The organism is Pseudomonas sp. GW821-FHT09C10, assembly GCF_059418085.1.
In genome coordinates this window covers 106,944-131,698 of record NZ_JBWKPE010000006.1, presented here as the reverse complement: position 1 = coordinate 131,698, position 24,755 = coordinate 106,944, and the positions used below count along the sequence as shown (strand labels likewise).

Here is a 24,755-nt window from a genome sequence, read left to right as displayed (position 1 = left end):
GGGTCGTTGCATGTCCGGCAAACCTACGTTGCACGAGATTGAACAGGCCGAGAAACAGCCGCTCTGGCGGCGCCTCGGCTGGCTGGCGATGATCTGGACCGGCAGTGTGCTGGCCCTGTTCGTGGTGGCCAGCCTGATGCGCATGTTCATGAATGCGGCCGGCCTGACCACCCACTGACATCCCGATCCGGGCTTCGCGCCCGGTTTTCAGCCCTGCTCTTCTTTTGGAAGGGCAGGGCTTTTTTTATTTGCGTGCTTTGAGAATCACGAACTTGGGCGTGGCGGCGACCTGCTCTACGCCACGGAACAAGCGCGCCAACTTGCTGTGATAACCCAGGTGACGGTTGCCGACGATATACAGGGCGCCGCCTACCACCAGCGCCTCCCGCGCCTGCTGGAACATACGCCAGGCGAGGAAGTCGCCGACCACCTGCTGCTGGTGGAACGGCGGGTTGCACAGCACCACGTCGAGGGAGTCCGGCTCCTGGCCTGCGAGGCCGTCCCCGGCACGTACTGTCACCTCCCGCTCACCGAGGGCGGCTTGCCAGTTCTCAAGGGCCGATTGCACGGCCATATAGGACTCGTCCACCAAGGTGTACCGGGCGTCGGGGTTTTGCAGTGCGCTGGCAATCGCCAATACCCCGTTGCCGCAACCCAGGTCCGCCACGCGGGCACTGCCCAGGTTATTGGGCAGGTGCGGCAGGAAGGCGCGGGTGCCGATGTCCAGGCCTTCACGGCAGAACACGTTGGCATGGTTGAGCAGTTCGATGGCCGGCGCGTCCAGGGTGTAGCGCGTCGGGTAGGGCGAGACCGCCGCGGGGCGGTCGGCCAGTGTCGCAATCAGCAACCGTGCCTTCTTCACCGCCAGGGAGGCGTGCATCGGCCCGATATAGCGCTCCAGCAACTCACCGGCCGCCCGGGGCAGGTGCTTGACCATGGCTGCGGCAATCACTTCGGCGCCCGGCGCCAGTTGGCCTTGCAGGCGGATCAGCTGTTCTTCCAGCAATGCCAGGGTCTTGGGGACGCGGATCAGCACCCGGTCGAACGGCCCGCTGGGCACCTCGCTGGCGGGGATGAACGGCACGGCGTCAAAGGCCTTGCCATTGCGCACCAGGTTTTTATCCAGGCCCAGGGCGGCCAGGAACGAGTCGCCGCTGGAGGTCACCTGCACCCGGCCTTCCAGGCTCGCAGCCAGGGCGCCGAAGCTGTCATTGAGCACCAGCACGCGGGTCGCAGCGCTCGGTTGCTGTTCCGCCAGGTAGCTGAGCAGGTACTCGTCGGCGGCGTCGAAGGCTTGCAGCGGATCGTTATGTTGCTCTGGCTGGCGGATCAGATCGAGCTGGGCGAAGGGGCTGTCGAGCAGGGGCATGGCGAGGGAGGCTCTGGGTCATCAATGGGTGTTCGGCAGTCGGCTGCGGAACCGTCTGAGTGAACAGCGGGCGGCACCCCGTGGGGACAGCCCAGCACTCAGAATGGGTCGTAAATGTTACTTTTTTTCCTGAGGGATTACATGCGGTGTTTCAACGCTGATTAAAACAACCCGGCTTTCGAAGCGCAGAGCACGGCGGCGATCTTGTTGTTGACTCCCAGCTTTTTGAAGCAACTGCAGATATGAAAGCCCACCGTACGTTCGGACAGGCACAGGATGGCGGCAATGTCCGCGGCGGTCTTGCCCATGGCTGACCACTTGAGGATTTCGGTTTCGCGCGGGGTTAATTTGCTTGCTGGGTTAATGCTGGGCTTGTGTGCGTAAGTCTTCGCGACTACCGCATGCATCGCATGGCACAGCCACAGGACCTGGCCGGCTTTTTCATAAAGCTCCTGCGGGGTCACTTCACCCGCACTGCGACCCAGGGTCAGCATGCTGAACACACCCTGGAAATCATGCACGGCTTGGGTCCATCCCAAATGCACACCAAAGGATTGGGCTAAAGACCACAGGTTGGGTGAGTCTTTAAAGATTTTTTCTTCCCAGACAAGGGGCAGTACACAACGTTTGCAATGTTCCACCACGGGATCAGCGTCAAAGAAGTGGGCCTGGTTATACAGTTTGTTCCATTCATCTGGATAGTTATTGAGGCGAATAGGTTTCGTTTGATTGTTGGGTAGTTGAGAGCTCATCGTGAAAGAACAGTATTGGAAGCCAAGTGCGTAGGTGTGGTTGACTGCCATCTCGAAAAGAGTCGTAACCTCGCTCTCGCCTTCCAGTTTGGGAAGTCGGGTATTGCGCCAGTTGACCATTGGTAACTCTCCATGGGTTTCCGCATGACATGGGATACGTCCTGAACTCCCACTGCACGGAAATTAGTGTAGGACATGAGCTACATCACGAGATGAAATTTTCGCTCTTGCAGGGCAGCGTTTAAGAAATTTTCTCTAAGGTCGCGGCGGGCTTAGCTAAGGGGCTTAGTTGTTTTTTTCGATTTTTTAGTCAGTTAAAGCACCTGTGGCGGATCAACTTAGAGCGTGCTTGTAGCGCGGATAAAGGAGCTAATAGCAAATTGATCAGAGTTGATATTAGGTTGCCATTATGTTGTGCCTATATAATGCCACTACCAACCAGAGGTGTTTCCGGGCTCGAGTTTGAGGGACACTAGGGCACCTGTAGAACGGAGTCCCCCATGACGGCCAGTGCTGAGAAATTTACCCGCCAAACCTTGCTCGATGTGCAATCCCTGACCCCCAGCCTGTTTACCCTGCGAACCACCCGTGACCCCGGGTTCCGGTTTACCGCCGGTCAGTTCGTGCGCCTGGGCGTTACCAAGGCGGATGGCAGCACGGTGTGGCGCGCGTATTCCGTGGTGTCCTCGCCGTTTGATGAACACTTGGACTTTTTCTCGATTGTTGTCCCAGGCGGTGAATTCACCAGTGAACTCAGCCGATTGCGGGTGGGCGATACCTTGATGGTGGAGCGCCAGGCTACCGGGTTCCTGACCCTGAACCGTTTCGTCGATGGCCGGGACTTGTGGATGTTAGGCACCGGCACCGGGGTGGCACCGTTTTTGTCGATCCTGCAGGACTTCGAAGTCTGGGAGAAATTCGAGCGCATCATCCTGGTATACAGCGCGCGGGAAGCCCGGGAGCTGGCGTACCAGTCGCTGATCAAGGGGTTGGGCGAGCGGGAGTACCTGGCAGAATATGCGCACAAACTGACCTACATCCCCATCGTGACCCGAGAGGATTATCCGGGGGCGTTAAGTGGGCGTATTACCACCTCAATCGAAAACGGAGAATTGGAGCGTGCTGCCGGCGTCGAGCTGACCCCGGAACACTCCCGCGTGCTGATTTGCGGCAACCCGCAGATGGTGGATGACACTCGCCAGTTGCTCAAGCAGCGCGACATGCAATTGAGCCTTAGCCGCCGGCCAGGGCAGGTGGCAGTGGAAAACTACTGGTAATAAAAAGGCGCCTCAAGGAGGCGCCTTTTTTCCAAGCCGGTATGGGTTAAAGCTGCCTGTCGTTCTGTGCCTTGAGCAGGTCGCGAATCTCGCCCAGCAGCACTTCTTCCTTGCTCGGTGTCGGTGGCAGGCTCGGCGCCACGGCTTCTTCGCGCTTGAGGCGGTTGATGGCCTTGACGCCCATGAAGATCGCGAACGCGACGATCACAAAGTCGATCACGCTCTGGATGAACTTGCCGTACGCCAGCACCACGGCAGGCACATCGCCCTGTGCCGCCTTGAGCGTAATCGCCAGGTCACCAAAGTCCACGCCACCGATCAGCAGACCAATGGGCGGCATCACCACATCGCCTACAAACGAGGAAACAATTTTGCCGAAGGCGGCGCCGATGATGATACCGACGGCCATGTCGACCACATTACCTTTGACCGCGAAGGCCTTGAACTCACTGATCACGCCCATAGGTTATTCCTTGTTACAGATGAGAAGGGTGCCGCTCAGTGTAAGTCAGTCGTAACCGGCTTGCCTGATACAGCTGCTAACACTGTCAGTTTTTATCGACACATTAAATCGCAAATAGTTTGCAAAGTGCCACCAGTCGCGCGCGAAATACGCGCCATTTCAGCGGCTTACCACATTATTTTCTTAATCGCCCTGGTGGTGTTTTTCTATTTATCTTCTGACTCGCGGGTCACTAGCCTCTGGCAAGCACAACTGAATGTGCACTAAAAAAACCAGAGGAAACCTTGATGAAGAATCCAATGAATCGCGGCCCGGTATTGGCGCGTCATGTGCTGGTACTGGCGACCGCCAGCCTGCTTTCCCTCTCTGTACAAGCCGCCAACCTGACCCGTGACAACGGTGCCGCCGTCGGCGACAACCAGAACTCGCAAACCGCCGGCGCCAACGGCCCGGTGCTGCTGCAGGACGTGCAACTGATCCAGAAACTGCAGCGCTTCGACCGTGAACGCATCCCTGAGCGCGTGGTGCATGCCCGCGGTACCGGCGCCCATGGCACCTTCACCGTCACCGATAACCTCAGTGACCTGACCAAGGCCAAGGTCTTCGCTGCTGGCGAAACGACCCCGGTGTTCGTGCGCTTCTCGGCCGTGGTGCACGGCAATCATTCCCCTGAAACCCTGCGTGACCCGCGCGGCTTCGCCACCAAGTTCTATACCGCCGATGGCAACTGGGACCTGGTGGGTAACAACTTCCCGACGTTCTTTATCCGCGATGCCATCAAGTTCCCCGACATGGTCCACGCCTTCAAGCCGGACCCGCGCACCAACCTGGATGATGACTCCCGTCGCTTCGACTTCTTCTCCCATGTTCCCGAGGCCACTCGCACACTTACCGAGTTGTATTCCGACTCCGGTACTCCGGCCAGTTATCGGGAAATGGACGGCAATGGCGTACATGCCTACAAGTTGATCAACGCCAAGGGTGAAGTGCATTACGTCAAGTTCCACTGGAAGAGTCTGCAAGGCATCAAGAATCTCGATCCCAAGCAAGTTACCGAAGTGCAGGGGCGTGACTACAGCCATATGACCAATGACTTGGTCACCCATATCAACAAGGGCGACTTCCCCAAGTGGGACCTGTATGTGCAGGTACTCAAGCCGGAAGACTTGGCCAAGTTTGATTTCGACCCGCTGGACGCCACCAAGATCTGGCCGAATGTGCCCGAGCGCAAAGTCGGGCAGATGGTGCTGAACCGCAACCCGGCAAATGTCTTCCAGGAAACCGAACAAGTGGCCATGGCCCCTGCCAACCTGGTACCGGGCATCGAGCCGTCGGAAGACCGCCTGCTTCAAGGCCGGGTGTTCTCGTATGCCGACACGCAGATGTATCGCCTGGGCGCCAATGCCCTGCAACTGCCGATCAACGCCCCACGGGTCACCGTCAACAACGGTAACCAGGACGGCGCGCTGAACTTTGGCAAGACCACCAGTGGCGTGAACTACCAGCCAAGCCGCCTGGAAAACCGTGAAGAGCCGCAAACCGCGCGCTACAGCCAGACGGCGCTGTCGGGCAGTACCCAGCAGGCGAAGATCCAGCGTGAGCAGAACTTCAAGCAGGCCGGTGATCTGTATCGCTCCTACAGCCCGAAAGAACGCCAGGACTTGATCGACAATTTCGGCGGCTCCCTGGCCACTACCGATGACGAGAGCAAGCACATCATCCTGTCGTTCCTCTACAAGGCCGATCCGGAATACGGCACCGGCGTGGCCAAGGTCGCCAAGGGTGACCTGGCGCGCGTGAAGGCGCTGGCCGAAAAACTCACTGACTGACGTTGGTTTCGGTCGACGCCCTCCCGGGCGTCGACCTCTGGCAGGAGAGAACCCATGCGTATTTCTATCGGTTTACTGATGACCATGCTGGCCTTTGTCGCCCATGCCGAGTCGCCCGACCCGGTCGCGCTCAAGGCGCAGCTCCAGGACTATTACTTCGACGCCGCCCGCCGTGGCGACCTCTACATGCTCAACACCTTCATCGACGCCGGCTTCCCCCTCAACACCCAGGACGACAAGGGCTACACCGCGCTGATCCTCGCCGCCTACCACGGCGAAAGCGCTTATGTGGAGCGTTTGCTCGCCGCCGGTGCCGACGCCTGTGTGCAGGACAAACGCGGCAACACCGCATTGATGGGGGCGATCTTCAAGGGTGAGTTGACCATTGCCCAGCGCCTGCTGGCCACCGACTGCAACCCCGACCAACGTAATGGCGCCGGTCAGACGGCGGCCATGTACGCCGGCCTGTTCAAGCGCCTCGAGTTGCTCGACGAACTCAAGGCCAAGGGCGCCGATCTCAACGCCCAAGACCCGGTCGGCAACAGTGCTTCACGATTGGCCAGCGGTGAAATCCGGACCCCGGCGTCGCGCTGAGCTATCATCGCGGTTTTTCGGTTGGAGGTTCTCAAATGGCAAAGGCCAAGCGCATGTACGGCTGCACGGAGTGCGGCGCGACCTTTCCCAAGTGGGCCGGCCAATGCACCGAGTGTGGTGCGTGGAATACCCTGACTGAAACCATGATCGAAAGCGGCGGCGCCTCGGCCCCCACCGGCCGCGCCGGCTGGACCGGGCAGCAGGCGCAGATCAAGACTCTGGCGGAAGTCAGCGTTGAAGAGATCCCGCGTTTCTCGACGGCCTCCGGTGAGCTGGATCGGGTGCTGGGTGGCGGTCTGGTGGATGGTTCGGTGGTGTTGATCGGCGGTGACCCGGGCATCGGCAAATCGACGATTCTGCTGCAAACCCTGTGCAGCATCGCCAGCCGCATGCCGGCGCTGTACGTCACCGGCGAAGAATCCCAGCAACAGGTGGCCATGCGTGCCCGCCGTCTGGGCCTGCCCCAGGACCAACTGCGGGTCATGACCGAAACCTGCATCGAAAGCATCATTGCCACGGCCCGGATCGAAAAACCCAAGGTCATGGTGATCGACTCGATCCAGACGATTTTCACCGAACAACTGCAATCGGCGCCGGGCGGCGTGTCCCAGGTGCGCGAGAGTGCGGCGTTGCTGGTGCGTTACGCCAAGCAGAGCGGCACGGCGATCTTCCTGGTCGGCCATGTAACCAAAGAGGGCGCGCTGGCCGGGCCACGGGTGCTGGAGCATATGGTCGATACCGTGCTGTATTTCGAAGGCGAGTCCGATGGCCGCTTGCGCTTGCTGCGGGCGGTGAAGAACCGCTTCGGCGCGGTGAACGAACTGGGTGTGTTCGCCATGACCGACCGGGGGCTTAAGGAAGTCTCCAACCCCTCGGCGATTTTCCTGACCCGTGCCCAGGAAGAAGTCCCAGGCAGCGTGGTCATGGCAACGTGGGAAGGCACCCGGCCGATGCTGGTGGAAGTCCAGGCGCTGGTGGATGACAGCCATCTGGCCAACCCACGCCGCGTCACGCTGGGCCTGGATCAAAACCGCCTGGCGATGCTGTTGGCGGTGCTGCACCGTCACGGTGGCATCCCGACCCATGACCAGGACGTGTTCCTCAACGTGGTCGGCGGGGTCAAGGTGCTGGAAACCGCGTCCGACCTGGCGTTGATGGCGGCGGTGATGTCCAGCCTGCGTAACCGGCCATTGCCCCACGACCTGCTGGTATTCGGTGAAGTGGGCCTGTCGGGCGAAGTGCGCCCGGTGCCGAGCGGTCAGGAACGCTTGAAGGAAGCGGCCAAGCACGGCTTCAAACGCGCGATTGTGCCCAAGGGCAATGCGCCGAAGGAAATGCCACCTGGATTGCAGGTGATTGGGGTCACGCGCCTGGAACAGGCGTTGGATGCACTTTTCGAATAACTCAGGGATGGACGCCATGCAACGATCGAATCGCTGGGGTGTCGTCGCCCTGTTTATCACCTTGGCCGGCTTGCCCGCCATGGCCTGGGCTGAGCTGCCAACGGGCTATCGCCTGGCGCAAACGCTGGTGACACAGGACGGCAGTGTGTTGCAGGTGCTCGAAGACCAACGCATCAGCGTCCAGCTGCACAAGGACAGTTGGGGCAGTGGGCTGGATGAAGACTCGTTCGACGAGCCCGGCGATTTGGTCGACAACCCGCTGCTCGAAGCCCAGGTGCGGTGGGTATCGGCCTCTGGCGAGGTGATAGCCCACGAAGACCTCGGCTACCCGTTGGCCGAGGTCGAGAAAGCCCCGATCAAAGGGCTGCCCGAACCTGTGTATTTTTTGACCATTGACCAGACCGCCCCCATGGGCAGCTACAGCGGGCCTGCCACGCAGCTGTTGCTGCCTGGCAAGCAGCAACTCAAACCGCTGGGTTACCAGGGCGCCGACGGCAAAGTCCAGGCGTTGACCCTGGCGCATACGGGCAAGGCGGCGTGGAAGATCGTGACGCCAACCAGTGGCGGCGCGGACGAACTGCTGCAGGTGTCGTCCTTCATGGACGGCGACGGTGAGGATGACTTTGCCACCCGTTATCAGACTTATCGGTTTGTCGACGGGCAGTGGCACGGCGCCTCAAGTCAGCAGAAGGGCTACTGGGACATGGAAAGCGAATTTCCCGCACGTACGGCGTTTCCCTGAGCCGTTACACCTCCAGCAACGCGCCCAGCTCCCGCTCCAGCTCTTCCTGGTCGCCCAGGTTCAACTCGATCAGCCGCCGCAAGTGGCTGATCGATTCCAGATCGATGTCTGTGCACACAAATCCCAGCTGGCCATCCGCTTCGTGGGTCAGATGCACTCGCATCTTTATATGAGCCTTGGGGTCCAGGCGTATGTCGACGTCGAACGGCAGGGCTTTATTCCCCTTCCAGGGGGCGGGCTTTTGCACCAGCAAGCCCTTCAGCGACAAATCCACCAATTGCACGGGCCACTCCTGGCCGGTTTGCCGAAGTTCGGTCTTGGCATCAAAGGCGATCCGGCGAAAACGACGGCGATCAGACGCTTGCTCGGTCATGGTGAAACCCTCTGTGGATAAAAGGATTGTAGCCCTGCGCCATCATCGGGTGGTTTTTTCTGCTTTTTTTGCCTCTGCAAGGCTCTAGACCAACGTAGGGGGGTGGCCTTTAAGGCCAGTAGCGCTAAACTCCGGATGGCTGTCCTTTCTGTCCACCCTGGCTGGAATATAAAAATGAAAAATAATAATAGCCTGCTACGCCACCTACCCTGGCTGGTGCTGGCAATCGTAGGAGCGTGCGCCCTGGGCGTAGTGGCCTTGCGCCGAGGCGAGGCGATCAACGCCTTGTGGATCGTGGTCGCTGCCGTGGCCATCTATCTGGTCGCTTATCGCTACTACAGCCTGTTCATCGCTAATAATGTGATGCAGCTCGATCCACGGCGGGCCACCCCCGCAGTGCTCAACAATGACGGTCTGGACTATGTGCCGACCAACAAACACATCCTTTTCGGTCACCACTTTGCGGCGATTGCCGGTGCAGGCCCCCTGGTCGGCCCGGTACTGGCGGCGCAAATGGGCTACCTGCCCGGCACGCTCTGGCTGATTGCCGGCGTGGTGCTGGCCGGTGCGGTGCAGGACTTCATGGTCCTGTTCCTGTCCACCCGTCGTAATGGCCGTTCCCTGGGCGACATGGTTCGCGAAGAGATGGGGCGTATCCCGGGGACCATCGCGCTGTTCGGCTGCTTCCTGATCATGATCATCATCCTCGCGGTGCTGGCGCTGATCGTGGTCAAGGCCCTGGCCGAGAGCCCATGGGGCATCTTCACGGTGATGGCGACCATCCCGATTGCGATGTTCATGGGCATCTACATGCGCTACATCCGCCCGGGCCGTATCGGTGAAATCTCCATCATCGGCGTGCTGTTGCTGCTCGGTTCGATCTGGCTGGGCGGGCAGATCGCCGCTGATCCAGTCTGGGCCAAGGCCTTCACCTTCACCGGGATCCAGATCACCTGGATGCTGATCGGCTACGGTTTCGTGGCGGCGGTACTGCCGGTGTGGCTGATCCTCGCGCCACGTGACTACCTCTCTACCTTCTTGAAAATCGGCACCATCATCGCCCTGGCGATTGGCATCCTGGTGACCATGCCCGACCTGAAAATGCCGGCGCTGACCCAGTTCATCGACGGTACCGGCCCGGTATGGAAGGGCGGCCTGTTCCCGTTCCTGTTCATCACCATTGCCTGTGGTGCGGTCTCGGGCTTCCACGCGCTGATTTCCTCGGGCACCACGCCCAAGCTGCTGGCCAATGAAAGCCACGCCCGTTACATCGGTTACGGCGGCATGCTGATGGAGTCCTTCGTGGCGATCATGGCGATGGTTGCCGCTTCGGTGATCGAGCCAGGCGTGTACTTCGCCATGAACAGCCCGGCGGCAATCGTCGGCACCGACGTGGTGACCGTGGCACAAACCGTCAGCAGCTGGGGTTTTGCAATTACCCCCGAGGCGCTGTCGGCGGTGGCCCATGACATCGGTGAAACCACCATCCTCGCGCGTGCCGGTGGTGCGCCGACGTTGGCGGTGGGTATCGCGCAGATCCTGCACAGTGTGCTGCCGGGTGAAAACACCATGGCGTTCTGGTACCACTTTGCGATCCTGTTCGAAGCGCTGTTCATCCTGACTGCCGTCGACGCGGGCACCCGTGCCGGTCGCTTCATGCTTCAGGACTTGCTCGGCTCCTTCGTACCGGCGCTCAAGCGCACCGAGTCCTGGACCGCCAACCTGATCGCGACCGCCGGTTGCGTCGCCATGTGGGGTTACCTGCTGTACCAGGGCGTGATCGACCCGCTGGGCGGTATCAACACCTTGTGGCCGCTGTTCGGTATCTCCAACCAGATGCTGGCCGGTATCGCGCTGATGCTCGCCACCGTTGTGCTGATCAAAATGAAGCGCCAGCGCTACATCTGGGTGACCATGCTGCCGGCGGTCTGGCTGCTGATATGCACCACCACCGCGGGCTTCATCAAGTTGTTCGACGCCAACCCGGCGATCGGCTTCCTGTCGCTGGCGAAGAAGTACAGTGATGCCCTGGCAAACGGCCAGATCCTGGCCCCGGCCAAGAGCGTGGACCAGATGCAGCACGTGATCTGGAACGCCTACACCAACGCAACGCTGACTGTGCTGTTCCTGTTCGTGGTGTTCAGCATCCTGTTCTATGCGCTCAAGGTCGGCGTCGCCGCCTGGGGCAACAAAGAGCGTACGGATAAAGAAGCCCCCTTCCAGGCAGTACCGGACGCATAATCGAGGATTGCAACCATGTTCAATGACATCAGTCGCCTCGGTAAATACCTCGGTCAGGCCGCGCGCCTGATGGTCGGCATGCCCGACTACGACACGTACGTCGAGCATATGCAAACCAAGCACCCGGACAAGCCGATGATGGACTACAAGGCGTTCTTCCGGGAACGTCAGGAGGCCCGTTACGGCGGCAAGGGTGGGCCCAAGTGCTGTTGATTTAACGCAACGCCCTGTGGGAGGGGGCTTGCCCCGATAGCGGCGTGTCAGTGACAGATCAGTGCCTGACACACTGCTATCGGATGCAAGCCCCCTCCCACATTTGTTTCTGTGTTCCTTTAAGGAGAATTTCTTTTGTCCTCCCCCATTCCAGTCACCGTTCTCAGCGGCTTTCTCGGCGCGGGCAAGACCACTTTGCTGCGCCATCTGCTCAAGGCAGAGCACGGGCTGAAAATTGCCGTGATCGAAAACGAATTCAGCGACGCCGGTATCGACACCCAATTGCTGGGCGAAGAACCGGTGCAAGTCATGACCCTGTCCAACGGCTGCGTGTGCTGCACCATCCACACCGACCTGACCAAGGCCCTGTATCTGCTGCTCGAGCGCCTGGACAGCGGTGAGATCGCCTTTGACCGCCTGGTGATCGAGTGCACCGGCCTGGCCGACCCGGCGCCGGTGGCCCAGACCTTTTTCATCGATGAAGAACTGCGCGAGCGCTACATCCTCGACGGCATCATCACTCTGGTGGACGCCGCCCACGCCGAGCATCACCTGACCCAGACCATCGCCCAGGCGCAGATAGGTTTCGCCGACCGGCTGCTGGTGAGCAAGCGTGACCTGGTGGACGACGCTGCCTTCGAGGCACTCAGTGAACGCCTCACACGCATCAACCGCCGCGCGCCGATTCGCGTGGTTGAGCACGGCAAGATTGACCTGGCCGAACTGCTCGATGTGCGCGGCTTCAATCTCAACGCCGGCATGAGCCTGCGCCCGGTGAGCAAGGCGCCGTCCATCGACCGTATTTCCAGCCTGGTGCTGCGCACCGACCAGCCGCTGGATATCGACCGGCTCAGTGAGTTCATGAACGAACTGCTGGAAGACCATGGCAAGCAGCTGCTGCGCTACAAGGGCGTGCTCAATATCGCCGGCGAAGACCGCCGCATGGTGTTCCAGGGCGTGCTGAAGCTCTATGGTTTCGACTGGGATACCGAATGGGCCGAGGGTGAGGCGCGGGAGAGTGTGATCGTGTTTATTGCCGATGAATTGCCGGAGGACAAGATCCGAGAAGGCTTTGAGCGGGTCTATCAGGCATAAAAAAGCCCACCTGTAGGAGCGAGCTTGCTCGCGAAGAACTCACAGGCAGCGCGTGCACCCAAGATGCACGCGTTATCGTTGACGTTTTTCGCGAGCAAGCTCGCTCCTACAGTGGGCTTCTTTGTATTACGCGCCGTATACCGGCAGCTTCTTGCAGATGGCCTTGACCTTCTCACGCACCGCGTCGATCACGGCTTCGTTGTTCAGGTCCGCCAGGATGTCGCAGATCCAGCCGGCCAGTTCCTTGCACTCTGCTTCCTTGAAGCCACGAGTGGTCACAGCCGGGGTGCCGAAGCGCAGGCCGGAGGTGACGAACGGCGAACGTGGGTCGTTCGGCACGGAGTTTTTGTTCACGGTGATGAAGGCTTTGCCCAGGGCAGCGTCAGCATCTTTACCGGAAATGTCCTGCTTGATCAGGGACAGCAGGAACAGGTGGTTTTCAGTACCGCCGGACACCACGTCAAAGCCGCGCTCGATGAACACGCCGGCCATGGCCTTGGCGTTTTTCACCACTTGTTGCTGGTAGGTCTTGAACTCAGGCTGCAGGGCTTCCTTGAAGCAGATCGCCTTGGCAGCGATCACATGCTCCAGTGGGCCACCCTGGGCGCCCGGGAATACGGCGGAGTTCAGCTTTTTCTCGATCTCGGCGTTGGCGCGCGCCAGGATCAGGCCGCCACGTGGACCGCGCAGGGTCTTGTGGGTGGTGGTGGTCACCACGTCAGCGAAAGGTACCGGGTTCGGGTAGACGCCAGCGGCGACCAGACCGGCTACGTGAGCCATGTCGACGAACAGGTAGGCGCCCACCTTGTCGGCGATGGCGCGGAAGCGTGGGAAGTCGAGGATCTGCGAGTAGGCAGAGAAACCGGCCACGATCATTTTTGGCTTGTGCTCGACCGCCAGGCGCTCGACTTCGTCGTAGTCGATCAGGCCGTTGGCATCGATACCGTACTGAACGGCGTTGTACAGCTTGCCGGAGGAGGAAACGCTGGCGCCGTGGGTCAGGTGACCACCGTGGGCCAGGCTCATGCCCAGGATGGTGTCGCCGCCTTGCAGCAGGGCCAGGTACACGGCGCTGTTGGCTTGGGAGCCGGCGTGTGGCTGGACGTTGGCGTAATCGGCGCCGAACAGTTCTTTTGCACGGTCGATGGCCAGTTGCTCAACCACGTCGACGTACTCGCAGCCACCGTAGTAGCGCTTGCCTGGGTAGCCTTCGGCGTACTTGTTGGTCAGAACCGAACCTTGAGCCTCCATCACCGCAGGGCTGGTGTAGTTTTCCGAAGCGATCAGCTCAATGTGCTCTTCCTGGCGCACGGCTTCTTGCTCCATGGCGGCGAAGAGATCGGCGTCGTACTTGGCAATAGTCAAATCACGGCTGAACATGGCGGTCCTCAAGGATCGGGGGCAGAAAAGGAGGGCATTCTAACCCAATGGGTTTTAGATGGCATATGAAAGGACATCATGTCGCGGACAAGTGGGGCTCATCTCGAGATGGGCGGTGACTGTGCCGGCCTCATCGGGGGCAAGCCCCCTCCCACATTTGAATGTATTCACAAGTCAGAAGGTGGGAGGGGGCTTGCCCCCGATGAGGCCATAAGCCTTACCACAACATTTCAATCGAACATGAACAGCGCATCATTGCTGAACTGCGCCTCGAACCGATGTGCCGGCATCGGCCGCCCGAACAGATACCCCTGCACCTCGTCGCAACCATGCTCGCGCAGGAAGTCCAGTTGCTCATGGGTTTCCACACCTTCGGCAATCACCGCCAGGTTGAGGCTGTGGGCCATGGCGATAATGGCGCGGGCGATTTGTGCATCCTGTTCGCCGGAGGGCAGGCCATCGACGAAGGTGCGGTCGATTTTCAGCACGTCGATGGGGAATTGCTTGAGGTAGTTGAGGGACGAATAACCGGTGCCGAAGTCATCCACCGCGATGCTCAGGCCCAGGTTTTTCAGGCTGTCGAGGATGTGCATGGCTTCGTTGACTTCGCGCATCAGGATACTTTCGGTCAGCTCCAGTTCCAGGCACGCCGGCGGCAGGCCGGTGTCCTTGAGGATGGTGGCGATGCGCGTGCCCAGTTGGCCGTCGGAGAACTGCCGCGCAGAGATGTTCACCGAGACTTTCGGTACCCGCACCTTGTTCTGGTGCCAGGTCTTGAGCTGGCGACAGGCTTCGCTGATCACCCAGTCGCCCACGTCCACCACCAGGCCCAGCTCTTCGAGCACCGGAATGAAGTCCCCCGGCGGCACCAGGCCACGGCGTGGGTGGCGCCAGCGCAGCAACGCCTCGGCGCCGGTCAGGCGTTTGCCGTCGCCGCTGAACTGCGGCTGGTAATAAAGCACGAATTCGTCCTGCTCCAGGGCGTGGCGCAGGTCGCTTTCCAGTTCCAGGCGTTCCAGGGCGCTGGCGTTCATATCGGCCTGGTAGAACTGGAAGTTGTTCTTGCCGCGTTCCTTGGCGTGATACATCGCGGTGTCGGCGTTTTTCATCAGCTGGCTCAGCTCGTTGCCGTCCTGGGGGCTGAGTGCGATGCCGATACTGGCGGTCACAAAGAACTCGCGACCCTCCAGCACGAAGGGCTTCACCAGGCTGGCGAGGATCTGCTCGGCCACATGGATCGCGCGGTTCAACGCCATCTCGCGGTTGACCCGTGGTTGCAGCAGCAACGTGAACTCGTCGCCGCCCATGCGTGCCACGGTGTCGTCTTCGGCCACGCAGCCGAGCAGGCGGGTCGCCATTTCCTTGAGCATGCGGTCGCCGGCCGCGTGGCCCAGGGAGTCGTTGATCGGCTTGAAACGGTCAAGGTCAAGGAACATCAGCACCACCCACGACTTCTGCCGTTCGGCTGATTGCAGCGCGGTGTGCAGGCGGTCCTGGAACAGCGTGCGGTTGGGCAGGTGGGTCAGGGCGTCGTAGTAGGCCAGGCGGTGGATGCGCTGTTCGCTGGCCTTGCGTTCGCTGATATCACTGAAGAAACACACATAACTGGCCAGGTCGCCTTCGTCGTCGAACACCGCCGTAATGCCGACCCAGGCCGGGTAGTGCTCGCCGTTGCGGCGCTTGAGCCACACTTCACCTTCCCAGGTGCTGTGCTGGTGCAATTGCTTGAGCACGTAGCGCAGGTGGGCTTCCTGTTGTTCGTCGACGGTGAGCATGTTCGGCAACTGGTCGAGTACGTCACTCACTGCATAACCGCTGACCCGGCTGAACGCCTCGTTGGCCTGCACGATATAACCGGCCGGGTCGGTGATCAGGATCGCCGACGTGGAGTGTTCGAATACGGTGGCGGCCATGCGCAGGTCTTTTTCCGCGCGGCGTTGCTGGCTGATATCGCGGCCCACGCCGAGGACGCCTTCGAAGGCGCCGTGCTCATCCCACACCAGCACCAGGCGCAGCTCGATCGGCACCTTGCGGCCGTCGGCGCGCAGGCAGTCGAACAGGAACAATTGGGTCTGCACTTGATCGCGGAGTCTGTTCAGCGCGTCGGGATCGCCCAGCGCCCGGCTGACCTGTTCCAGCAAGCTATAGATGCCGGTCAGTTGCTGGGGGTTGGCGATGATCGACTGCCAGCCGTTCTTGAATACCCAGTCCACGTCGTAACCCAGCACGGCGTTGACCGACGGGCTGATGTAGTTGAGGGCCAGTTGGCTGTCGGTGGAGCAGATCACGTCGCTGATGCTTTCGGCCAGCATGCGGTAGCGCTTTTCGCTGTCGCGCAGGGACTCGCTGGCTTCGATCTGGTCGGTGATGTCCTTGGCCACACCGATGATGCGCGTGACTTGCGCCGATTTGTCCCGCGCCAGGGCCTGCTCGCGGATATCAAAGCGCCGCCATTGATTGTTGCGATGGCGAAAGCGCAACTGGCAGTGCAACTGCGTCGCGTAGCCGGCCTGGCGTTGCTGCTGGCGCAAATCGTGGTAATGCTCGGCGTCTTCGGGGTGCAGCAGGATTTCCCAGAAATACTCGCCCATTTGCTGCAGTTCGGCCTTGGTATATCCGAGGGTGTGGCCCAGATGGTGGTTGCTGAAGATCATCCGCTGGCTGATCACGTCCTGCACATACAAGTGGTCGGGCACGGTACGCACCACGTCCGACCAGAAGCTTTCGCGTTCCACCAGCGACAGTTCGATCAGCTTGCGGCTGGTGATGTCGCTGATGCTGAGGATCACCGCCTTGAAGTCGTCCTGCTGCTCCGGCAGGCGCATCACCATCCAAAGGTACTGTTCGTTGCCGGCCACATCCTTGAGCTGGATTTCCAACTCAAGCTGATTCTGTTGGGTCAGGACCGCTTCGAGTATCTGATACCCGATGGACGTGGTATTGCGCGGGCAATCATCGATCAACCGCTCCCACGCCTCCTCGCAGGAGCCCACTCTGAGCAGGCTCACCGCCACCTGGTTGATCTCGGTGATGCGCAGTTCGGTGAGCAACTGCCGGCATTCCTCGGGGGAGCTTTGCAGCCAGGCGTGCAGTCGCTCGCGGGTCTGCAAGTGCACCTTGCCAAAGAATGCATTCAGGCCCGACAGGTCAAGTACGCACAGGGCGACGCCGGTGCCTTCGAAAATATCCTGATACCGACGCCGGCCTTCATGCACCTGGCGCTGGCGGCGACGCATATTCAGCAACACGATCACGGGGATCAGCGAGAAGGCCAGGCCCAGCAGGCATTTACCGATAAACGCCGGCAGCAGTTGTTCCAGCACGGCTGCGCGGTCGAACATCCCGCGCAACTGCCAGTCGCTTTTGCTCAGGGGCGTGACCAGCACGCTTTTATTCAGGTCATCCGGGGTCAGGGCGCCGGCCCATTGCGCCGGCATACCGCTGTCACGGCTGACCACCCGGTGGTTCAGGCGGTTCTCGATGGCCCACATCGGCCGTTGGCCCTGGCTGTCCTGGCGGGTCAGGTTGACCAGGTACTCGGGTGCCAGGCGCAGCGCCCAGTACATTCTTGAGCCGCCGCTGGGCTGGTGCAGCAACAGATAGATAAGGGTGCCGTCGTTGTTATTGCTCAGGTAGTAGGGTTGGCCGTGGCTGCGCTGCACCAACTCTTCCAGCCAGGCGCTGTCCTGGCTGTCATTGGCGCTGTCGCTGATCATCGCGCCGCTGGGCGCCAGCAGGGCGATACTGCGCAGTTCCGGCAGCGAGCGCTGTAACGTGCGCGTCAAGGCCTGCTGCTGTTCGATGTCGCGCGGCGGCTCGACCATCGGTAGCAGGTTCAGGGCAATTTTTGCGCTCAGGGCCATGTTCAGGCTGATCTGTTCAGCCAGGTCGGCACTGTAGTCGATGGTGTATTGCTGTTGGTTTTTCTGGTTTTGCTGCAACTGGTCCAGCAGTTGCCAGAACAATAATGCGAGCAGCAGGAGGACGAGCGTCGCCAATGCGCCTTTGAGGGTGCCGTGCAGGGGCGTTCCCGGCGCTACATGAGCGGCGCGCAAGGGCGTTGGCGGCGTGACTTTGGACAAGCTGTGATCCTGCGGTTTGGCTGGACTGGCGCGCGACGTGCACTATAAGCCGGACGCCCGAAGGGCGGCTAGCATGCCTTGACTTGTGGCAAAGTGCCAGCCCCGCTTGGCTGGACTGACCAAGCGCATTCAGGTAGCTTTGCCGGTTACGCGGGGGCGTTCCAGCCCCAGACATTCAGGCTTTTTCCGCTCGCTGGCATTGATGATAGTCAACGGCCCGCGCGGCGCATGGCCTGGCACGGGCTTCGCCCGCTTAATTCATCAGTCACTGACGCTAGGTTCACCATGGCTCAATACGTCTTCACCATGCATCGGCTGGGAAAAGTTGTCCCTCCGAAGCGGGAAATCCTGAAAAACATTTCGCTGTCCTTCTTCCCCGGCGCCAAGATCGGCGTGCTCGGCCTCAACGGTTCGGGTAAGTCCACGCTGCTGAAAATCATGGCCGGCGTCGACACCGAGTTCGAAGGCGAAGCCCGCCCGATGCCGGAACTGAACATCGGTTACCTGCCCCAGGAGCCGATCCTGGACCCGACCAAGACCGTGCGTGAAGTGGTCGAAGAAGCCGTCAGCGTGATCAAGGACGCCCAGGCTCGCCTGGACGAGGTCTACGCCGCCTACGCCGAACCGGACGCCGACTTCGACAAGCTGGCCGCTGAACAAGCCAAGCTCGAAGCCATTCTGCAGGCCGGCGACGGTCACAACCTGGAGCGCCAGCTGGAAGTCGCCGCCGATGCACTGCGCCTGCCGGCGTGGGACGCCAAGGTCGAGTTCCTGTCCGGTGGTGAAAAACGCCGCGTGGCCCTGTGCCGCCTGCTGCTGTCGGCGCCCGACATGCTGCTGCTCGACGAACCGACCAACCACCTGGACGCCGACTCCGTCGCCTGGCTGGAGCACTTCCTGCACGATTTCCCCGGCACCGTGGTTGCGATCACGCACGACCGCTACTTCCTCGACAACGTTGCCGGCTGGATCCTCGAGCTCGACCGTGGCGCCGGTATCCCTTACGAGGGCAACTACTCCGGTTGGCTGGAAGCCAAGTCCGACCGTCTGGCCGCCGAATCCAAGCAGCAATCGGCCCACGAAAAAGCCATGAAGGAAGAACTGGAGTGGGTGCGCAAAGGCGCCAAGGCTCGCCAGTCCAAATCCAAGGCACGTCTGCAACGCTTCGAAGAAATGCAGTCGCAGGAATTCCAGAAGCGCAGCGAAACCAACGAGATCTACATCCCGGCCGGCCCGCGTCTGGGTGACAAGGTCATCGAGTTCAAGAACGTGTGCAAAGGCTATGGCGACCGCGTGCTGATCGACAACCTGTCGTTCTCCATGCCAAAAGGCGCGATCGTCGGCGTCATTGGTGGTAACGGTGCGGGTAAGTCCACCCTGTTCCGCATGCTGATGGGCAAGGAAACGCCGGATTCGGGCAGCATCGAAATCGGCGAAACCGTGCAACTGGCCTGTGTGGACCAGAGCCGCGAAGACCTGGACGGCAGCAAGACTGTGTTCCAGCAAATTTCCGACGGTTCCGACCAGATCCGCATCGGCAACTATGAAATCCCGTCGCGCACCTACGTCGGACGTTTCAACTTCAAGGGCGGCGACCAGCAGAAGTTCGTCAAGGACCTGTCCGGTGGTGAGCGCGGTCGCTTGCACCTGGCCCTGACCCTGAAAGAGGGCGGCAACGTCCTGCTGCTCGACGAACCGTCCAACGACCTCGACGTTGAAACCCTGCGTTCCCTGGAAGAAGCCCTGCTGGACTTCCCGGGCGCCGCCATTGTGATCTCTCACGATCGGTGGTTCCTTGACCGCGTCGCGACCCACATCCTGGCGTACGAAGACGACTCGCAAGCGGTGTTCTTCGAAGGCAACTACACCGAGTACGAAGCGGACCGTAAAAAGCGCCTGGGCGAAGTGGCTGCCCAGCCGCACCGTGTGCGCCACAAAAAACTGGCCTGATCCGGCTGGTGTGAAAAAACGGAGCCCTCGGGCTCCGTTTTTTTTGTACATTTTTCCTGACCCTCACCGATCAAATGTGGGAGGGGGCTTGCCCCCGATAGCTTTTTCCCTGCTGGTGCATAACCTGCCTTGGCAATCCCCTTTTAAGTGCGATAAATCCCTTTTTCCGGGGTTTATTTATATCAAATGCACCATTTAAATTCACAAAAGCGACATTTTGCCCTGTCGCGGTGCGGCATGAATTGATAAAGTCCGGCTCAATCTCATTTAAAAACAATCAATTTGCCGAGACTTCTCATGATCGAATCCGTCGAATCCTTCCTTGCCCGCCGGAAAAAACGCGACCCTGACCAGCCGGAATTCCACCAGGCCGTAGAAGAAGTCCTACGCAGCCTGTGGCCGTTTCTTGAAGCCAATCCCCACTACCTGGCTTCGGGCATTCTGGAGCGTATCTGCGAGCCGGAGCGTGCAATTACCTTTCGGGTGTCGTGGGTGGATGATCACGGCAAGGTCCAGGTCAACCGCGGCTTTCGTATCCAGATGAACAGCGCCATCGGCCCCTACAAGGGCGGCCTGCGTTTCCATCCGTCGGTAAACCTGGGGGTGCTGAAGTTCCTCGCCTTCGAGCAGACCTTCAAGAATTCCCTGACCTCGCTGCCCATGGGCGGCGGCAAGGGCGGCTCGGATTTTGATCCCAAAGGCAAGAGCGATGCCGAAGTCATGCGCTTCTGCCAGGCGTTCATGAGCGAACTGTACCGCCATATTGGCGCAGACGTGGACGTGCCGGCCGGCGACATCGGCGTGGGCGCCCGTGAAATTGGCTTCCTGTTCGGCCAGTACAAGCGCCTGAGCAACCAATTCACCTCCGTGCTCACCGGCAAGGGCATGACCTACGGCGGCAGCCTGATCCGCCCGGAAGCCACCGGGTTCGGGTGTGTGTACTTCGCCGAAGAAATGCTCAAGCGCGACGGTCTGCGAGTGGAAGGCAAGCGCGTGGCGGTCTCCGGCTCCGGCAACGTCGCCCAATACGCGGCGCGCAAGGTCATGGACCTGGGCGGCAAGGTGATTTCCCTGTCCGACTCCGAAGGCACGCTCTACGCCGAAAGCGGCTTGACCGAGGAACAATGGTCGGCGCTGCTGGAGCTGAAAAACGTGCAGCGCGGGCGCATCAGCGAACTGGCCGGCCGTTACGGCCTGGAGTTCCGCGCCGGTAAGACCCCTTGGGAGCTGGCCTGCGACATTGCCCTGCCATGCGCTACCCAGAACGAACTCGACGCCGAAGCGGCCCGCACGCTGCTGCGCAACGGCTGCATCTGCGTGGCCGAAGGCGCCAACATGCCGACCACCCTTGAGGCTGTGGATATCTTTATCGAGGCGGGCACCCTGTTTGCGCCGGGCAAGGCATCGAATGCCGGCGGCGTCGCCGTGAGCGGCCTGGAGATGTCGCAGAACGCCATGCGCCTGTTGTGGACCGCCGGTGAAGTGGACAGCAAGCTGCACAACATCATGCAGTCGATCCACCATGCCTGTGTGCACTACGGTGAAGAGAACGGTCGGATCAACTACGTGAAGGGCGCGAACATTGCGGGCTTCGTCAAGGTTGCCGACGCGATGCTGGCCCAGGGCATCGTCTAAGCCTCGGCCTCGATGCGCAGCACCTCGATCAACTGGTCGCCGACGGGGCGCTTCCACAGCACCTCGTCACCCTCCTGGGCGCCCAGCAAGGCACGGCCCAGGGGCGAGCCCCAGTTGATCAGGCCGGCGCTGGCGTCGGCCTGGTCTTCCCCGACCAATTGAATGCGCTGCTGCTCGTCATGCTCATTGGCGAACGTCACCCAGCTGCCGATCTGCACCTTGTCGGTAGACGTAGCGGGCGCCACCACCTGGGCGCTCTGCACGCGCTGGTTGAAGTAGCGCAAATCCCGCTCAAGGTCGGCCTGGCGCTGCTTATCGGCCTGTTCGCCCTTGGCGGACTCGGCGCTGTGCGCGACCTGTAGCTGCGCAACCTTGGCCTGCAATTGCGCCAACCCTTGCGCGGTCAGGCGATTGGGCTGCTCACTGACCTGGCGCTCCACCGGCTGATCGGCCTGGGCGGCGGCGTTGTCCTCATTTACAAAAGCTCGGCTCATGACGTTCTCCCTCTATGGAGCTTGGGCCATGTTCGCCGCGCTTTAGTTTCGATGAATGTCTGAAAGCGACCTATTGCGAGCGATAGGCCCGCGCAGCATCCCGGTTTTTCTCCTGTTGCCAGGCGCGTTCACGATCATCCCAGTGATTGTCCTTGTAGTCGCGCAGTTCCTCGTTCTCACGCATGGCCTTGCACTGGCGAAAACCATCCTCCCAGCCTTCGGCATAGACCCGGTCTTTCAGGTAACGCGGCACGTTTTTGCGAAACACCCCGGTGATCACCCCCGCCGCCTGGCGACCGCTGCTGCACCCATCGTCAAAACCGTCGGCAAAGGCGGGCGGATAGCCCCGGGCCAGCAATTCCTGATGGGTTGACTGGCAACCCGATAGCCATACCACCGCACACAGCATTACTGCATACCGCCACATTGCTTGCTCCCTGGCCGTTTCACGGCTGATAGGAGAAGTCTAGATAGGGATTTGTCGGGGAGGTGTGAAAGGGGTGTGAGAAAGGTGTGGAGTACGATGAGATCGAGCGGTGGGCGCCGAAGCCGTTGGCGCCCTCACCACAAGGGCCTATGTCGCCTGGTTGGTCGCCAGGGCCGCATGATCCGCCAATTCCTGCTGGATAAACGCCTCGATCATTGCGCGATAGACCTGCTCGGTCACCTCGGGGTTGGCGCCCACGGTCTGCGCCAGATCCCGCACCTTGGCGATCACCTGCTCGACCCGCTGCGGGGCCTTGACGCCATCGGTGTCTTTTTTGAAGCGTGCCGCCTGGGAGACGTAGCGGCCGCGTTCGGCCAGCAGGGTGACGATTTGCTGGTCGAGGCGGTCGATGTTGTTTCGAACTTCTTCAAGGGTGGTGCAGGTAACGGCCATGTCGAATGAACTCCTGATGGTGCGGGCAATGCTGACAAAAGGTGTTAGTCAGTAGTGATACCACTTCACCTCAAGCATCACTTCATTCACCGGCGTCGACAAGTGGCTGTACTCGCGCTGTGCACTCAGGCGCAGGCCCAGGTTGCGGGACAGTTCCCACTGCTGGTTCAGGCTGAGGCTACGACGTACCTCGCCATTGGTGAAGAAGTCCCCTTTAGCCTCCAGGCTCAAGTTGCCCAGGGGGTTTTTCCATAGCACGCCGGTATTGAACCCGGCCGCGGGGGAGATGGCTTCGTTGAAGTCGTTGTTGTGTTCCACGCGCACGGTGCCGAGGGCGAAGCCGAGCATGTCGTCGCGCAGTTGCCAGGTGCCGCCGGCGCCGCCGTTGACGTGGGCGACCAGGGTTTCGTCGTCGTGTTTACCGGGTACCCGCTCCAGGCCGCCGGTAACTTGCCAGGACCACGGCTGCAGCAAGGCGTTGCGCGGGGTCAGGGAGCGGATGGTGGCCAGATCCAGTTGCTGCAGTTGCCAGTGGTTGCCTTCGTACTGGCGCAGTTTCATCTGCAGGATTTCGATCTGGGCGCCGAGGGGGAAGCCTTCGGCGTTGTCGTTTAGGTCGTGGTAGGCCATGCGCAGGCCGTATTCGCCGAAGGCCTTGTCGCCACGGGTGCCGAGGCCGGCTTGCCAGGTGCGCGATTCATGGCCGTTTTCGGGCAGGCCGGGGGGTGTGATCGTCAGGTCGGGCGCGGGGTTCTGGTTGATCGCGCGCAGCAGTTCGAAGCTGCGTTGGGAGCGCGCGGTGTCGCGCTCGAGGCCATTGGCACGGTAGCGGCCCAGGCGGTAGGCGGCGTCGATGATCAGCGCCTGGCGGTCGCGAGGCAATGCTTTGAAGGCTGGCGCCTGCAATTGCTGCTGGTCGTCGCTGACTTTCAGTACCCATTGCTGTTCGTCGCTGTCGAGCGGCTTGGCACGCTCCAGCAACTCGCGCTCGCGGGAGGGACGGTAGTCGATCTTTTCCACCAGGCCCGCGTCCTTCACGGCCTTGACCGTGTCGGTGGGGATCGCGGTGAGCGGGAATTGCTCGGTCAGGCGCAGGCCGGGCCGGGCCACTTGCAGCAGTTCCAGCAGGCGATAGGAGCAGTTTTCATCGAAGAAGAAGTAGTCGAACTGGATCTGCTTGAGCTCCCACACGTGCTCGACCATGCGCTCGGTCTCGACCTGGGTGAGGTTGAGGCGGTATTCCCACAAGTCGCGGTTTTCGAGGCTGCGGTATTCGGAGAGTTTTTCCTGGTAGGGCACCAGGGCGAACAGGCCGGGGTAGCCGCCCATCAGGCCTTTCCAGGCGTACAGGATGCTGTTGTCCGAGCCTTCGATATAGGCGCCGAAGTTGATCGCGTAGCTGAGCAGCGCAGTCTTGTTGCTCTGCACGTCGGCCTGGTCGATACGCAGCAGGGTGTGACCGAACATCGACGACGGGCTGTTGAGGTAGGCCGCCGGGAAGATCATCACCGCGCTATGGGGCGCGACGTCCTTGAACCATTGCTTGAATTCCTTGCAGTCCACGGCGGGCAGGTCAGTGAGGTGCAACTGATCCTTGAGCCAGCGGGTACGTGCGGGGTAAACGCATTGGGCGTGTTTTTCACCCAGGCTGGCCGGAGCGTAAAGCGCTTCAACGGTGGCCTTGAGTTCTGCATCCGGGTGGTGGGCGCCATCGGCGGCGAGGAAGAATTTCTTTTCACTGACATAGCTGCGCCAGCCACTGACTTTGCCGGCTTCGTAATGGCCCAGAGAAAGCCAGAACGGATCATTGGCCAGTTGCTGCAAACGTTGATCATCAAGATGCGGTGCCGCGTACAGCGGGGCGCAGGCAAAGAGTGCCATCCAGGCAAAGCGTTTGAGCATAGGGGCAACTTAAGTCGGAAATTAGAGAGACCCAAGGAGAGGCGGGTCCAAAAATAAAACCCGCGCCTGGGTAGGCGCGGG

Annotated in this window: 21 protein-coding genes; 11 read left to right on the top strand and 10 right to left on the bottom strand. The window is 60.7% G+C overall.

The window, feature by feature from the left end:
• The first annotated feature begins 10 nt into the window (after window positions 1–10).
• The gene (locus tag AC07OT_RS13965; protein ID WP_010562540.1) at window positions 11–178 is read left to right on the top strand and encodes a DUF2474 domain-containing protein; all 168 of its coding nucleotides are present in this window, start codon (window positions 11–13) and stop codon (window positions 176–178) included.
• Between the two features lie 66 nt (window positions 179–244).
• On the opposite strand, the gene AC07OT_RS13960 is transcribed toward AC07OT_RS13965, so the two are convergent.
• Both AC07OT_RS13960 and AC07OT_RS13955 read right to left on the bottom strand, forming a co-directional pair.
• Entirely contained in the window at window positions 245–1,369 is a 1,125-nt protein-coding gene (locus AC07OT_RS13960) for a methyltransferase (protein ID WP_495108315.1), read from the bottom strand.
• A 161-nt stretch (window positions 1,370–1,530) separates the two neighbouring features.
• Window positions 1,531–2,241: a helix-turn-helix transcriptional regulator gene (locus AC07OT_RS13955; RefSeq protein ID WP_115487557.1), complete on the bottom strand. Its 711-nt coding sequence runs from the start codon at window positions 2,239–2,241 to the stop codon at window positions 1,531–1,533.
• 380 nt (window positions 2,242–2,621) lie between these two features.
• On the opposite strand from AC07OT_RS13955, the gene AC07OT_RS13950 reads away from it, so the two are divergent.
• Window positions 2,622–3,398 carry a ferredoxin--NADP reductase gene (locus AC07OT_RS13950; RefSeq protein WP_115487558.1) on the top strand — a complete coding sequence of 259 codons (777 nt, stop codon included), beginning with the start codon at window positions 2,622–2,624 and terminating at the stop codon, window positions 3,396–3,398.
• A gap of 46 nt (window positions 3,399–3,444) precedes the next feature.
• Here AC07OT_RS13950 and mscL read toward each other — a convergent pair whose 3' ends face one another.
• A complete protein-coding gene (mscL, locus tag AC07OT_RS13945) occupies window positions 3,445–3,861 on the bottom strand; it encodes a large-conductance mechanosensitive channel protein MscL (RefSeq protein WP_115487559.1) in 417 nt (138 codons plus the stop codon).
• A gap of 287 nt (window positions 3,862–4,148) precedes the next feature.
• Here mscL and katB point away from each other — a divergent pair, with 287 nt between their 5' ends.
• From katB to AC07OT_RS13925, 4 genes are read left to right on the top strand one after another with little or no spacing between them, the layout of a single operon-like run.
• The gene (katB, locus tag AC07OT_RS13940; protein ID WP_027605312.1) at window positions 4,149–5,690 is read left to right on the top strand and encodes a catalase KatB; all 1,542 of its coding nucleotides are present in this window, start codon (window positions 4,149–4,151) and stop codon (window positions 5,688–5,690) included.
• A 54-nt stretch (window positions 5,691–5,744) separates the two neighbouring features.
• Entirely contained in the window at window positions 5,745–6,284 is a 540-nt protein-coding gene (locus AC07OT_RS13935) for an ankyrin repeat domain-containing protein (protein WP_495108314.1), read from the top strand.
• 35 nt (window positions 6,285–6,319) lie between these two features.
• Complete coding sequence (gene radA, locus AC07OT_RS13930) at window positions 6,320–7,687, top strand: DNA repair protein RadA (RefSeq protein ID WP_024077502.1); 1,368 nt, start codon at window positions 6,320–6,322, stop codon at window positions 7,685–7,687.
• 16 nt (window positions 7,688–7,703) lie between these two features.
• Entirely contained in the window at window positions 7,704–8,429 is a 726-nt protein-coding gene (locus AC07OT_RS13925) for a hypothetical protein (protein ID WP_495108313.1), read from the top strand.
• A 4-nt stretch (window positions 8,430–8,433) separates the two neighbouring features.
• Here AC07OT_RS13925 and AC07OT_RS13920 read toward each other — a convergent pair whose 3' ends face one another.
• Entirely contained in the window at window positions 8,434–8,802 is a 369-nt protein-coding gene (locus AC07OT_RS13920) for a PilZ domain-containing protein (RefSeq protein WP_141156055.1), read from the bottom strand.
• A gap of 174 nt (window positions 8,803–8,976) precedes the next feature.
• Between AC07OT_RS13920 and AC07OT_RS13915 the strand changes: the two genes are divergently transcribed.
• The 3 genes from AC07OT_RS13915 (at window position 8,977) to yjiA (ending at window position 12,351) form a co-directional block, all read left to right on the top strand.
• Window positions 8,977–11,043: a carbon starvation CstA family protein gene (locus AC07OT_RS13915; protein ID WP_027605316.1), complete on the top strand. Its 2,067-nt coding sequence runs from the start codon at window positions 8,977–8,979 to the stop codon at window positions 11,041–11,043.
• 15 nt (window positions 11,044–11,058) lie between these two features.
• A complete protein-coding gene (locus tag AC07OT_RS13910; RefSeq protein WP_003176208.1) occupies window positions 11,059–11,256 on the top strand; it encodes a YbdD/YjiX family protein in 198 nt (65 codons plus the stop codon).
• 135 nt (window positions 11,257–11,391) lie between these two features.
• Complete coding sequence (yjiA, locus tag AC07OT_RS13905) at window positions 11,392–12,351, top strand: GTPase (RefSeq protein ID WP_065938307.1); 960 nt, start codon at window positions 11,392–11,394, stop codon at window positions 12,349–12,351.
• 126 nt (window positions 12,352–12,477) lie between these two features.
• On the opposite strand, the gene glyA is transcribed toward yjiA, so the two are convergent.
• On the bottom strand, window positions 12,478–13,731 hold the full coding sequence (glyA, locus tag AC07OT_RS13900) for a serine hydroxymethyltransferase (protein ID WP_017528864.1): 1,254 nt from the start codon (window positions 13,729–13,731) through the stop codon (window positions 12,478–12,480).
• Between the two features lie 230 nt (window positions 13,732–13,961).
• A complete protein-coding gene (locus AC07OT_RS13895; protein WP_495108312.1) occupies window positions 13,962–17,813 on the bottom strand; it encodes a sensor domain-containing protein in 3,852 nt (1,283 codons plus the stop codon).
• 285 nt (window positions 17,814–18,098) lie between these two features.
• Here AC07OT_RS13895 and ettA point away from each other — a divergent pair, with 285 nt between their 5' ends.
• Window positions 18,099–19,763 carry an energy-dependent translational throttle protein EttA gene (gene ettA, locus AC07OT_RS13890; protein ID WP_495108311.1) on the top strand — a complete coding sequence of 555 codons (1,665 nt, stop codon included), beginning with the start codon at window positions 18,099–18,101 and terminating at the stop codon, window positions 19,761–19,763.
• 297 nt (window positions 19,764–20,060) lie between these two features.
• A complete protein-coding gene (gene gdhA, locus AC07OT_RS13885) occupies window positions 20,061–21,398 on the top strand; it encodes an NADP-specific glutamate dehydrogenase (protein ID WP_495108310.1) in 1,338 nt (445 codons plus the stop codon).
• On the opposite strand, the gene AC07OT_RS13880 is transcribed toward gdhA, so the two are convergent.
• The 4 genes from AC07OT_RS13880 to AC07OT_RS13865 all read right to left on the bottom strand — a co-directional run bounded on the left by AC07OT_RS13880 (window position 21,395) and on the right by AC07OT_RS13865 (window position 24,674).
• Window positions 21,395–21,892 (bottom strand): GreA/GreB family elongation factor, encoded by a 498-nt coding sequence (locus tag AC07OT_RS13880; protein ID WP_495102427.1) that lies wholly within the window; start codon window positions 21,890–21,892, stop codon window positions 21,395–21,397. The two genes, gdhA and AC07OT_RS13880, sit on opposite strands and share 4 nt — an antisense overlap.
• 70 nt (window positions 21,893–21,962) lie before the next feature.
• On the bottom strand, window positions 21,963–22,319 hold the full coding sequence (locus AC07OT_RS13875) for a hypothetical protein (protein WP_065938304.1): 357 nt from the start codon (window positions 22,317–22,319) through the stop codon (window positions 21,963–21,965).
• A gap of 147 nt (window positions 22,320–22,466) precedes the next feature.
• Window positions 22,467–22,772 (bottom strand): chorismate mutase, encoded by a 306-nt coding sequence (locus tag AC07OT_RS13870; protein WP_495102429.1) that lies wholly within the window; start codon window positions 22,770–22,772, stop codon window positions 22,467–22,469.
• Between the two features lie 48 nt (window positions 22,773–22,820).
• Window positions 22,821–24,674: an Lnb N-terminal periplasmic domain-containing protein gene (locus AC07OT_RS13865; protein WP_405126414.1), complete on the bottom strand. Its 1,854-nt coding sequence runs from the start codon at window positions 24,672–24,674 to the stop codon at window positions 22,821–22,823.
• Window positions 24,675–24,755 lie beyond the last annotated feature (81 nt).